Below are 12,643 nucleotides of genomic sequence, written 5' to 3' on the forward strand. Positions count from 1 at the left end.
TCTGTGGCTCGAACCTGTTCCTGCATCTGTCCCCGCTTATCCGCATACTGGCAAATATGGGGAACGATGAGCAACGGCATGCAATGGATGTTTTGTCGTATTGGTGCGCGGTTGAACTGTTCTCGCCGCAAAATTGGAGGGATAACCAGCTCATTGCTTTATCCTCCCCCCGCAGCGACGACCAAAGGGTAAGCATTTCTGAGCAGGAGCGACTTCCATGGAATGACATTCATGCTGATCTTCTCATCGGGCCGGTTGACAATGAGCATCGTTCCTATACAAACCTCTATAACGACCTGCAGAGCAGGAAAATATACCGATTGCAGACAGACATGAACGCCCGGCTGACCAAACCTTTCTCGTTTGCAGAAGATACTGAGAACTGGCTGCGGGCGCAGGCGGTCAGATCCGGACTCGACGAACAGACTATAACCGGTCTACTTGGGGAGATGAGCCAGTTATGGCTAGAGGTGGCTAAGCAGCCCGATCCTCTGCCGGCAGGTACTGAACTGACGGATTCCATGGTTTCGCGCCTGCTGCAGGTGGCGGGAAAGCTGTCAGCAACGGCCAATCGGCCTGGCTCAGCTTGTGCTGTTTACCGCAAGGACTATGACCGCCGATTTGCGCGTCGCCCCGTCCACCAGGCAGTGAAACCTGACGAGGATTCGGAGCAGCAAGAAGCGGTGGGACGACAAAATCGGTGGCTTAAGCATGAACGTTTTCGAATAGCAGTCGGGCTCTCCCAGCGTGTAGTCACGAATGCGCTGTTGAAGGCCGCCAAGCTTGTTCGAGAGCTCTCGCCAGCCGAGGAGACTGCTCAGGACGAGGTGTTGCAGGAGTTAGCGCATCGGCAGAACAGGCGCGCCGGCGGTCCTTCTACCGTGGCTTCCCTTATGGAGTTCTGCGTAGGGGATGATGGCTGTCTGGCCCCAAGATCGTTGACGCTCTCTCAATATGCCAAGGCGGTTTCCTGCCTGTTCAATCATGAAGGCTGGCCTGATTGCCCGGCTGGGTGGCCGCATATCGAAGTATTTGACGATACGGAAAGGAAACTCAAATCCGAATTCAATCGTCTGGCTGGGGAAGACCCTGGGGACGAAGCAGGCCGACCGATGTACAAGGCAGGTCCGGTCGGCAGATATGAGATCGAAAGCCTCATTGAACATGTAGCGGATCGGATGGGACTGGATGACCGCGCGGTGAGTAGATCTCCTCTTTTCGCTCGCGCTGACGGCTCACCACTGATCAGGGATTATGTCAATTGCCATCTGGAAGCCAGCTCAGAATCATTGAATGGCGAAATGATGGATTCCTTCTTCCTAGAAGATCTTGAAGACCTTTATCAAAATGGGACTGAAATATTTTCCGAACCGGTCAGGCAATATCTATCGATTGGTCATCCTCGACGGTTCAATCTGCAGAAGGACCCTGAAGGGCACTTGGTCGGTGATTTTACAGAACCTGCCAGCATGCCATTCGGGCGATGGCCGAGTGCTTCCAATCAATTTCAGTCAACTGGTCAGCAACTGGCCATCAATCAAATACGGGCGGCCTTGGAAGGATATGGCAGCTCATCACTGCTAGGTGTCAATGGCCCTCCTGGAACTGGCAAGACCACCCTGCTCAAGGATGTGGTGGCCGAGATTATTGTGGCCAGGGCTCGGCGGTTGGCAGGATTCTCCCGCCCCCAGGATATTTTCACATCCCGGAGGCTGGCCAGAGCAACTTCAGACGAGGACAAGGACTATGTCTACTGGACGCTTGATCCGTCGGTGACCGGTTTTGAGATTGTCGTTGCTTCCAGTAACAACAAGGCTGTTGAAAACGTCAGCCAGGATCTGCCCAGTGCCGATGCTATAGACACCGAGTGGGAAACCTATATTGACAGTGAATTCAAACAGGTTCCCTGTGGATTCGCTTTTCGAGACTTTGCCGGGCAAATTACCGGTCGCAGGGGTCAGGATAATGAGAGCGGTTCTTCAAATGCCTCATCCGCTTGGGCTCTTATATCGGCTGTCTTGGGAAACATGAGCAATAAAAACCGATTCCTGTGGCCCTTCAAAAATGAGTTTATCTATAAATCATTGAAATACATGCCAGGTGAAAGAGGCAGCAGGACCAATTGGGCAAAGGCCCGGAACGACTTTAATGCTGCTCTGAAGAAGGAAGAGAGCATTCGCGCCAGGAAAATTGCCCAGTACAACCTTATGCGTTCTTACTCAGACTTGTGCAATCATCGATCCGATCTGTCAGCCGAGCTGAAGACCCTCAACGAACAACTTCATGGCATGAAGGCAAGCCGCTCAAGGTATGTCGAACAGGTTCAATCAATGGAGCGGCAGATGTCGGATGCTGGCCAGGCTGCCAATAATGCGCGAGCTGTTTGGGAGCAGGCTGATGGCATTTGTCGGGTTCATTTGTCTTACTGGAAGGCGCATCCTCTAAGGTCGTTTTTCCATAGCTACGAAAGGCAGCAGGATGAGCTTAAGGTACGTACTGATCTGGAGCAGGCGCGTCGTGCAAAGCAGCATTTTAACGAGCAGGCCGGCAGGGTCCATCAGCGGTTGCAATCCTTCTATGGAGGGTTGGAAGTCGGTGATCGGAAGTTAGGGGAATGCCAAACACAGATTGCGACTTTGAACAAGCAACTTGCTGCCCTTGAACAGCAGATTGCTGAAGCCGAGCAGATTCAGTGGCCCAGGCCCGACATTGGCGATGACCATGTTGCATGGATGGACCAGGAATGGAGCAAGGCGCGGACGGAGGTCTACATCAAGGCGCTGGCTCTTCACCAGCAGGCCGTTATGGGTGCTGCCCAGCAATTCATGTGCAATCTTTCCCTGGCTTGCGCTGTGATGCAGTCGAATGGTTTTACGGATGACGAGAGGCTGGTGGCTTGGCAGACTTTCTTCTTGGTGATCCCAGTCGTCTCCTCGTCCTTTGCATCAATATCCAGAATGTTTTCGGGGATAGGCAAGGAGGCGCTCGGCTGGGCGATTGTGGATGAGGCCGGACAGGCCCTGCCCCAGGCTGCTGCTGGTCTGTTGCAACGCGTGAAACATGCGGTTGCAGTCGGAGACCCGATGCAGCTCCAACCCGTGGATACCATGCCCAAGCCAATGCGAGAACTCCTGGCGAGCACCCATCACCTACAGCGCCTGGGACTGGAATCCGAAAACATGCAGGCCTTGGTCGATTACCAGACTCCTTGCGGCCTTTTGGACGAGACGGATGACCACTGGCTGGGGATGCCTCTGGTGGTGCATCGGCGCTGCGATGAACCCATGTTCTCTATATGCAACGATATGGCCTACTCCGGTAGGATGGTTCGCGTAGGGCCGGAGCATCAGCCCTGTGCCTATCCGTCCGGTCCGCATGCGGGCGATGAGCTGCCGGACTCCTGCTGGTACGATGTGCCGCCGAATTCGGGCGAAACCAGTAGAACGCAATGGAGGCCGCAGGAAGGCTACGAGCTTCACAGGCGTCTGTGCGGGCTCTTCCGGGGCGGGATTGACCCCACCAATATTCTGGTCATCGCTCCGTTCAGGGCTGTGGCCAACCAGGTGCGTGACACCTTCGCGGATGCCTTGCGGCAATGCACTGGTTGCAACCGCAGCGAAGCGAACCGGCTGGCATCAAGCCAGGCCGGAACCGTCCACACTTCCCAAGGGCGGGAAGCCGATGTGGTTTTCATAGTCCTCGGCAGCAGAGCCGGCAAGCGTGGAGAAGGCTCTCGTTCATGGGTTAATGGTTCGCCCAATCTGCTCAACGTCGCCGTGTCGCGAGCCAAGCGCCGTGTCTATGTGGTCGGCAACCTTGCTGATTGGAAGAATGGAACCTATACGTCCAGGATCGCCAAGGACCTACCGGTGGAGGCGAGTATGAGAGCCTGATCGAATCAGGAAAGGTGCGAACAGAATTCCTTTAATGACAGCACTTCATCCCTGGTCTGTAAAACCAATTACCTATGTTGTAGATTTAAAAATAGATCGGAGTCTAATTGTTGGGCACTTCGCCTTACGCTCTGGCTGATTATACATACTCTTGTTAGAAGGCATCAGGAAGGTGTTGATGGGATGGCGATCTGCCAAATCCTTTGAAGCAGTGTGGCTATGATCAATCAGCTGTATGGTTCCAAGGCTGCTATTGCTAAGAAATGAGTGTAGCCAAGTTCAGTGTCGACTGGGTCATAATATGCATGGTGCTAGGTCATGAAGAGTACATAGTCAGGCTGGGGTTGCATCCTGACTGTCACGTGGAATTACTTCAGAAAGTGGCATCTCTGTCAGACGGGGCCTTGGACGACCTGCAGCCTGTTTTCCAGGAGAAGCTTGTGCATGAGGTTACGGCCGTGATCCTTGTTGTCCAGGGTCTGTCCATATGTGGTGATAAGGCGGTTGACCTTCTCGAACATCTCTTCCTGGGCGTTCTCTTCTGCGGTGTTCTTATTCGAGCGGTTTTGGTTGTAGTAGAAGACCAGTCGGGTATCGCTTCCGTACAGGTTAACTTCATCGAAGATGGCTTGGAAGTATGAGTAATCGGGGTCACCAAGGGAATGGCCGAAGAACTTGATGATGCTGGTTTCACTGCCTGGTTGCCCGCTTACACGGGGATGGACTAGTTTGGTCTTGCTACCTTTGCCCAGTGCCATGAGCCTATAGGTTTTGGTAAACTTGACAAGACCTTGATAATTGGAGTCATCCGTGTCGACGTTGTGGTTGTCGATGCCGAAAATGATGTCCCCGCCTATTTTGTACGTGTTATCGGTCAGCAAAGAATTATAATCGTTTAGCTGATCGTTCATGAGTTGCTCTAGCAGAAGACAGGCACGGCTACGGTAATTTTCATTGCTCTCTGCTACATTTTTCATATAACTTGAGAAGGCTGCCTCCAGGCGATGGAGTTCCTGCATCATTGCTTTCATGACTGAATTATCATCAGCATCGCAATTATACCATTTGAGAAGCAGTTTAGCGACTTGTCTGTCTACCGACAGTTGTTCAAAAACTGAATCATTAATAAAGTTGCCCAAAGCTGCGATTCCCTCGTAGTCTCCGGGCGATACTTCACGGGTTGTCACTCGTCTATATTGTGAGTACTGATTTTCCATTGTTTGCAGCTGATTCTCGCTAGAAGACTGATGGCCCTCGGCGTAGCCCATGAGCCAGTCTCTGATACAGGCTTCTACGTCATACCAGGTTCGTACCTGTTCGTCTGCAATAAGAATAAAATCCCAAGCAGTGATTCCCCCAGCCTGCAAATCAGCAGCCAGAGATTTACCTGGTCGCTCTTCATCGTCATAAAGCGATAGAGGCATGCCTGCCATGTCCTCGCAATGTGTGTATTTCTTTATGAACGTATTAATCATATATTTGCGCGGCTCCTCAAAATCCGTAAATGTCGAAGCCAACTCGCATTGAAGATCAAAACCGTTGCCGAGAATAAGCAATTGATCGGGAACCGACATGACCTCACTCCCTACCTAGCCATCAAGATATCTAAATATGCATAATAATCTTCCGATAAGCCGTGTGAAATAAACTCGTTAATTCAGTTTCATCTGCATTTACGCAGAGTCGAATTTTGCAATGCCCACATGAGCAGACCGTCGCGGATCCATAACATGCTTGAGTCCGCAGAAGTCGCTATGAGCAATATGAGGAGGTGCGGGTTCTGTGCACCGTGCTAAGCTTCTGCTTAAACCGGTTTCCGAAGAGCTGAAAAGAGCTGTACGCCCGGTAACGTAAGTGGCTAAAAGAGGCTTTTGATAAGAATCAGTGAGTAGAGGCGTAACGGAGTATGTAATCTCTCGGAGCGCTAGCCTGGCGCATTCCTTCAATCTGATCTGCTTTTCCGCATGTAAGTCTATGTCGACAACCCTGAAGAATATGGTTTAGGAGATCTCAATGATTTGGGTATGCTATGCCCTGTTCCATTGCTTCGATTACTGGAATCAATGGCTGCACAGCAGGTTTTCAACTGGTATCGGGAACGCGCACGGCGAGAAGGGCAAGAGGTTGATCCGGGTGAATATGCTGGCATTTCAATAGATGAGCTACCAGTGAAGACGTTCCAGATTTTAAAAAGGTGTTCGGTAACAGCGACAAGGCTACGAAATGTTGGCTGTTGGCTGGCCTAGGCAGAAAGGCGAGTGTCGTCCTAAAAGGATTCCGGATCCAATGCCGTGAATGCAGCGCAAAACAGTGGATTCTAATTACAAGTTTCGTCCCGCCAATCATCTGTCGTGGCTGTTCGAAAAACTATTGACTTCCCATTCGGGGATGAGCCCGTAGCCAAGTTCCAGTACAGGTTCAGCGAGACAGTCCAGACGCGTCTACAAGGTGGATGCTGTAGGACACTTTCTTGCTGCCCGGTTCTTCCACTGGATATTTGAAGCTGAGTCGAAAGGCTAACTCATGGGAATGCATCCTGGAATGAGTGTTTTCAAAACAGACGATGGTAACGAAATTGGTGAAGCTGACCTAATCAGGCTCACTGGGATGGGGGAGTTCGTCTCAATAGAGGTGGAACGAACGGCTAAAGGTTTAAATGAGAATGAAATTCAGAAATTGGATATTCTTAGTGGGGTTTTGAAATCGCCTTGGAATGGGGTTGCCTTCTGTCAATATGTCCATGATGTCAATGAAATATCACTCATCTCATTGGTCATCAGAAAATGTGACAGTACTTACCAGCGGATAGCTCTGACTTATGACCAATTGCTAGATCCCCATCCAATATGGGCGTTGGACGGCGACCCATTGTCATACGGAAACTGATAGATAAAGAGATCGTTGAACGAGAAAATGAATTTGTAACGTCTTGTAAAAGACGGGCGGCAGAACCCGATACGGATTGGCGAGCATATTTAATGTTGCATTGCCATTCCAGATCGCAATCTAATAATCAGAAGGGTCCAGCCTGATAATCGTTAATTCGGTTCACTAGAAACCTTGCGCTCTGGGTATGGCAAGTTGATTCGTATCAAAGATCACTTTCCCAGGCAGATAGGTAGTCTTGTAGTGTACCAGTTTAATCCGCTTATTCGTTTGACCTAACGGACAGGGAGATGTCGATGAAGAGCCCAATGGAGGCCTGAACTAGAAATGAGCATCGTGACCACGCTGATCGCTGACTAGACAATAAACAACAGAAGATTGCGTCGCGGAGATTCTTCATACAACGCATATCGAAATTGTCGTTTACCGTATAACGAACTAGACTTCGGAAGGCAGTCACAACGATAGCAACAATGTGAGGAACAAAACTCAGACGCAATCTTCTTGATAGAGTGCGTGTGAATCACCGCATAAAAATACTGGAAAACAAGCGCAATTTGATTTGACCACTTCATTACATACTTTCATCTGGTCTTTAAGAAAATATCCGCAGCGCTCAACCCATGGTGTACCCTTACAGTGCGCACTGTTCGACAGTCAATGCGATTAAGCATCGAGTGGTTCTGGGTAATATGCAGCCAGGTTGTTTCTGTGCGGTTCGGTGGAAAACTGCTCGTTCCCATGCCCTGGAAGTGATGTTATCTGAAGCGGTGGAGTAGCTCAGTATTCGTGTTGAATGAGTACGAGCTGTGAACACCGTCCGTGGCGGTGTGATATGACAGCGCGAAAGGTAACAAAAAGATGTAGATTAAGGCAAACGTTTTGACTAAGACTGCTCGTTCATGCCGAACGAAATCAATTGAATGTCTTCAAGACATTATTGGAGCTGATTGTCAATCTACAATACTGAACTCGATCATAGGATTCCCCTCGTGGCTAATTACTCAATTAAATGTTCAATTCTACATAACGTGAAAAATCTTGCACACCCCAAAGTTGGAATTTTTTCCCACATAAAGCATCGATTTCTGCGCTCAACATGGGATGAGTGACACCACGAATACTCCAATCACTTTTTGTGTCATCCGTGACTAAGACAATGTTGGTGATATTTGGTTTGTTTAACATGCATACGCCTAATAAGAAATCTGCCCAGACGAAATAGTCACCATGGTTATCACCAGAGTCGCGAAAACCTGGGGGTGTGTTTGTTTTTTGCCTTACTTCAGCCAATTGCAAGAACTGAGCTCTTGGCACGAAGGGGCAGATTGCAACGGCTTTAAGATTGGTGATGGTTGATGTTAAGGATCTCAAACTGTCTGAATCATTCTGAGGCTGATACTCTTGATATATTGCTCGCAATTCTTGCAATAAATCAAAAGTCCTATCAGCTTTAACGTCTCCCAGTAGCGTCCGGATACTTTGGACATCAGTTTTTTGCATTGTTATGATCTGGCCGATTTTGGAATTGTGATGATCTCTAGTTATGACATTCCATGTCTCTTGGGCGACCTGACCCGGAATTATAATATGATGCTTAGGTAGTGTTTTTATGAAGTCAATAATGTTATCACTTTTACCTCGGCTTAGGCTGCTGATTTTAATTACTGCATTGGTATCGAACCCGAAAACTGTTGAGTCTCTATCTACTTGAGCATTAATACTATTCTTGCTATTAAGAGAAGCCAAGGCTTCTTCAAGCTTGGGTAAGGCAGCAAGTTTCTCTCTTCGATCTAGTACTTTAAAAACTGTCTGAACCTTATCAGATAGGTCATTCATAGTAGATGACGGTTGGCAGTTCACTTCAGTATTTGTTTTATCTGCTGCCATCTCACTCGCCAATCTCTTTGTCATACCAGATGGATACAGCCAGTGGCACATTCCCGACAATGCCATCGAATCTCACTCGCCAATCTCTTTGTCATACCAGATAGAGGCTACTGTCTCTGTCAGCGTTTTTCCTCGCTGCTCGAGTTTTTTAGTACTCCAATTTTCTAAATTTGCAAAGTAATCCCGATCATGTTCGCTAATCATTTTTCCTAATATTTCTTGTTTAAATCCGTCCCAGTTGTCGCTGTTGCTAGGTCTTCTTAGGATATTTGTTAATACCGCATTCCCAATAGTGGCACTCCAGTAATTCACTTCACTTGGATTCGTTATTCCCCAGTCACCATCTTTGGTAATCACGTACTGGATAAAACTATCAGTAAGATCAGGATTAATTTTCCCTTGTATCGCTGAGGCTTCAAGAACTTGTAGAATGTTTTTCCCAAGGGTACGTGATAGTACTTGCTCGCAGAACTGTTCTCTTGAAGGCACTAGATCGCTCAGATCGTCAAACGCTGCTTCCCAGCTGTGTTCCAAAAAAATTTTTTTAGCGGCTTCGCTGAAACGTCGTTCCACGTTACCAGTTCCCAGACTGCCAACGCTAATTCTTCTTACGACGAGCCGTAATAGACTCGATGCTCCCGCATCGGGATTTTTCGTATTCGTAAGTGCAAGAAGTATCGGTCGTATCGATGTGACATTTAACCGGTTTAAAATTGTATATATTGATGCTTGGTAGTCATTTGCGGGTCCAGCTGTTGAAGGATCCTCCATCTGTAGGTAATACCGTAAATCGTGACTCATGATTTTCATAAGTTCCGAAGACTCGATGGGTTTAAACTTCTTAAGACGGCCTGTTAATGCATCAAAAAGATCTCTCGGTAACACATAGCCCCTACGAACCGTAACCACATGTCTTATAAATTGGACGAAAGTCGAAGGATCTCTGAAAGATTTCGCTATTTTTTGCCATTGATCGTATGTTTCTTGCATCTGGCTTGTTTCCGCGTCACTCAGCACATAACTCTTCAACAGATCGGCGGTAGTTAAATCTTTTCCTCGATTGTTGACTATTTCAAAAACGCGAAAAGCCGATGCGCTATCTGGATGTGTGAATTGTGCAATATAGAGATGATCAGTCAGAAAATTTGCCCAGATGCCGAGCCTTTTAAAAGGATCGTCCTTCAGATTCTGATCCAGTAACGTGCTTAATTTTTTATAAGCCTTTACGAGATTTCTTGATATAGAGTCCTCTGCGTCCCTTCCTTTAGCAGGAAGCGCAATGTCTGTTGCCGGTTTCCCCAAAATCTCTTGTAGAGTTCTGTTATCAGTGCTGTCAGAGAGAGAGATTCTCGGTCTTTCTTCATCAGTGTCATAGTCAATATATGTCAAGAATGTCGATTTGATACGTTCTGCTAGTGCGTCTCTACCAAATTTCACCGCATCATGATAGAGAGCAGCGGCAAGTAACGTCACTGTTAGTAATCGCTGTTGGCCATCAACCACTTCTTTGGGTTGATCTCCTGTCAAAATAAAAAGGCCCAGAAAGTAGTAGTCCTGATCAACTGAGTCGGAGAGATCTGAAAAAAAATCGGTTACCTCATCATCGCCCCAGCTGTAGTTTCTTTGATATATAGGAATGGCGAAATGGTTCCCACTTATCAAAGAACTCATAGTGTTGGAAGTGGCTGTTAATGGTTTTCCCATACCAACATCATACACCTCATGATCTTACTTAAGTGAGAACGGTTCCCGATGCCGGAAAGGGCCATTGCTTCCAATTAGACTCTTACGATCACAATGTGGCTACCAGACGTTCGCATGCAACGCCATCGGATTGTCAACAGCCCAGAATGTGTTAACGATGATTCTGTGTTTTTGCTGTGTTATCTATGATTCCCGCGAGAAGAAAGATAGTAGATACTAGATGCCATGCGAGCTATTGGGTCAGAGGTCGCAGTGAAATGGTCTGTTTCAAGTATTGTGTGAATGAGACCCATAGCCTGTCAGCGAGCAATGAGCTGTTATGAAGTCCTTCTCTTAGCACGTACAATCATGTATTATTCATCCGACGTGGAAGTCCTTTTGTTTCTTTTCTCCGTTCTCATCCCAGTGGATGCGGACGATATCTGGGTCACTGCTTTGGAAATAGTGGATAACGTGAAGTCGCCGGGTCTGGCCGGCATGGATTGTTGTAGGCTCATCATCCCCGATCAGCATCATGCTCGGGTTCTCACCTAAGGCTTCGAATGTGACGTTTGTGGCATCCTTGTCACCGGAATTCGTGATTTCAATCCAATATCGAGTTGTGTACCTCGCCCTGCCTCTTTTGTCATAATCTTTGAGTTCTCGCTTTTCCTGGGGCTGTGCAGAAAATCTTACTCCATGTACGCTGGTCGAATCAGGGTCGTGAATAGTGAAGTCGAGCTTGTCAATGTCGAATTCGATCGCTTTCCACACTTCATGTTCCAGTTGCGCATTATTGGAGAACTCTCCCAGCAGCCCTTGCTGACGGATCTGACGGCGGAATTCCCGCAAACCATCAAGCTGTGCCGTGTCAATGTCACGGGGTAGTGGCGCAGTCGAGAAGTACAGGTGGACGGGTTTGCCTGTGGCTACGGAACGTTCGATTTCTTCGACCGTTCCAGAAACCGAGCCTGGTGTAGGCGAACCGAGACGGCTACCGAACAGTGCGATGACAATGTCGGCGCTATCAACGCCCTGTTCGTTAATCTGCGACTGCGGGTGCCCTCCGAGAAGTGGCACGGAAGCTGTCTCCCAACGCCAAGGAAGAAGAACAATATGTTTCGAGATAGAGTTGGCGTCATTCCAGTTGTGGAGTGCTCTTTCAACAGCATCTCGGGCTTCTGGGATATCCGAAGGAGATGCGATCACTACGCGAAGGATAGAAGCAGTAAAACTCATATGCTTAAGCGTACGAACACATACCCACATTCGTGGAACCGTTGGCAACCTTCTATTCTTTCGAACTGGATTTGACCTCTATGCTGAGTGGGAAGGAGGTTGTGATCAGCTTCCTGTATTACAAAGAAAGGGTATGCAGGTCGCTCTGATCTGAGATAATGCTGTCTATGAAGATTGGTGAGCGTTGGGGTTATCGGGCGCATAACATTGACTCCTTGGTTGAGGTCGAAGTTCTCAAGATTGGGACGCAGAAACCACCGCGGACGCTTGTCCGGTTTATCGATGAACAATTTGAGGGTAGACAGAAGTGGATTCCACCTACTCGTTTGAAGGTGATCTGGAAAGATGCTGTGGAGTTCGAGGCTCGAGAGGCTCGCTGGGATAGAGTCGATACTCATCCTGGTTTGGAAGGCGGGCCAGTAGAGTTTGCAATCGATGAAGTCTTTAGAACGCTAATTAACGAAGAGTTGGCTATTCCGGCGTATCGCTATACCGGAGTGACTGCTGTAAAGGATGTTGCTGGTCTCGCTGGATATTTGCAAATTGATGAGTCTTTACTGAGAGATGCTCCCGAATCGTTTGATGACGAAGATGGGTGGATTGTGCCATGGGCGACCACCGAGCTTATCGTGAGAACTGCCTGTACTCTCTTCTCTGACAAGATGCTGCATGAGGTCGAAAAGCAGGAATCAGAAGTTCAATTGGAATCAACGCATGGGCGATGGTATAAGAGTTACTTTAAGAAAGACGAAGATATTTTCGTTACACCGGAAGAAGTTGCATCCAGCGACTTCGAAGAGCCGTATGGTAAACGGTGCCGTGACTTGCTGCGTCAATGGTGTGGTGCCGAGGCTGTCGCGCGTCAGGACGAGCTCAAAGCGTTACGGCAAGAGGTAGTGCGGCTGGATGAGCTAGTGACTCACGCGATCCTTGTCCTGCGTACCGCGAAACTCACGACACAGGCTGATGATATTCAGCGTCGGTTCGGCGTTCCGATTATGCAAGCTCGCAAATCACGGTAGCCAGGTGCATGGTTCGGGAGGGTTCTCAAC

At 48.4% G+C, this 12,643-nt stretch carries 7 protein-coding genes; 3 read left to right on the top strand and 4 right to left on the bottom strand.

Features of this window, described 5'->3' with window-relative positions; all coding sequences use genetic code 11:
• Window positions 1-56 precede the first annotated feature (56 nt).
• Window positions 57-3,893 (top strand): AAA domain-containing protein, encoded by a 3,837-nt coding sequence (locus ACGG9J_RS05270; RefSeq protein ID WP_390134262.1) that lies wholly within the window; start codon window positions 57-59, stop codon window positions 3,891-3,893.
• A 392-nt stretch (window positions 3,894-4,285) separates the two neighbouring features.
• Here the strand turns inward: ACGG9J_RS05270 and ACGG9J_RS05275 are convergent, their stop codons facing one another.
• Window positions 4,286-5,467 carry an AbiH family protein gene (locus ACGG9J_RS05275; protein WP_390134264.1) on the bottom strand — a complete coding sequence of 394 codons (1,182 nt, stop codon included), beginning with the start codon at window positions 5,465-5,467 and terminating at the stop codon, window positions 4,286-4,288.
• 949 nt (window positions 5,468-6,416) lie between these two features.
• On the opposite strand from ACGG9J_RS05275, the gene ACGG9J_RS05280 reads away from it, so the two are divergent.
• Window positions 6,417-6,779 carry a hypothetical protein gene (locus ACGG9J_RS05280; protein WP_390134266.1) on the top strand — a complete coding sequence of 121 codons (363 nt, stop codon included), beginning with the start codon at window positions 6,417-6,419 and terminating at the stop codon, window positions 6,777-6,779.
• A gap of 1,008 nt (window positions 6,780-7,787) precedes the next feature.
• Here the strand turns inward: ACGG9J_RS05280 and ACGG9J_RS05285 are convergent.
• The 3 genes from ACGG9J_RS05285 to ACGG9J_RS05295 form a co-directional block, all read right to left on the bottom strand.
• Window positions 7,788-8,669 carry a PIN-like domain-containing protein gene (locus tag ACGG9J_RS05285; RefSeq protein WP_390134269.1) on the bottom strand — a complete coding sequence of 294 codons (882 nt, stop codon included), beginning with the start codon at window positions 8,667-8,669 and terminating at the stop codon, window positions 7,788-7,790.
• A gap of 72 nt (window positions 8,670-8,741) precedes the next feature.
• The gene (locus tag ACGG9J_RS05290; RefSeq protein ID WP_390134271.1) at window positions 8,742-10,373 is read right to left on the bottom strand and encodes a DUF262 domain-containing protein; all 1,632 of its coding nucleotides are present in this window, start codon (window positions 10,371-10,373) and stop codon (window positions 8,742-8,744) included.
• A gap of 357 nt (window positions 10,374-10,730) precedes the next feature.
• The gene (locus ACGG9J_RS05295; protein WP_390134273.1) at window positions 10,731-11,591 is read right to left on the bottom strand and encodes a hypothetical protein; all 861 of its coding nucleotides are present in this window, start codon (window positions 11,589-11,591) and stop codon (window positions 10,731-10,733) included.
• Window positions 11,592-11,758: 167 nt separating this feature from the next.
• Between ACGG9J_RS05295 and ACGG9J_RS05300 the strand changes: the two genes are divergently transcribed.
• Window positions 11,759-12,613 (top strand): hypothetical protein, encoded by an 855-nt coding sequence (locus ACGG9J_RS05300; RefSeq protein WP_390134275.1) that lies wholly within the window; start codon window positions 11,759-11,761, stop codon window positions 12,611-12,613.
• The last annotated feature ends 30 nt before the right edge of the window (window positions 12,614-12,643 follow it).

The organism is Bifidobacterium apicola, from assembly GCF_042846865.1.
In the GTDB taxonomy this organism is placed as follows: domain Bacteria; phylum Actinomycetota; class Actinomycetes; order Actinomycetales; family Bifidobacteriaceae; genus Bombiscardovia; species Bombiscardovia apicola.

What these genes read in the sequence shown, in the direction of transcription:
- ACGG9J_RS05270 (WP_390134262.1), top strand. Translation starts at nt 57, where the DNA reads ATGGGGAACGATGAGCAACGGCATGCAATGGATGTTTTGTCGTATTGG.
- ACGG9J_RS05275 (WP_390134264.1), bottom strand. Translation starts at nt 5,467, where the DNA reads ATGTCGGTTCCCGATCAATTGCTTATTCTCGGCAACGGTTTTGATCTT.
- ACGG9J_RS05280 (WP_390134266.1), top strand. Translation starts at nt 6,417, where the DNA reads ATGGGAATGCATCCTGGAATGAGTGTTTTCAAAACAGACGATGGTAAC.
- ACGG9J_RS05285 (WP_390134269.1), bottom strand. Translation starts at nt 8,669, where the DNA reads ATGGCAGCAGATAAAACAAATACTGAAGTGAACTGCCAACCGTCATCT.
- ACGG9J_RS05290 (WP_390134271.1), bottom strand. Translation starts at nt 10,373, where the DNA reads ATGGGAAAACCATTAACAGCCACTTCCAACACTATGAGTTCTTTGATA.
- ACGG9J_RS05295 (WP_390134273.1), bottom strand. Translation starts at nt 11,591, where the DNA reads ATGAGTTTTACTGCTTCTATCCTTCGCGTAGTGATCGCATCTCCTTCG.
- ACGG9J_RS05300 (WP_390134275.1), top strand. Translation starts at nt 11,759, where the DNA reads ATGAAGATTGGTGAGCGTTGGGGTTATCGGGCGCATAACATTGACTCC.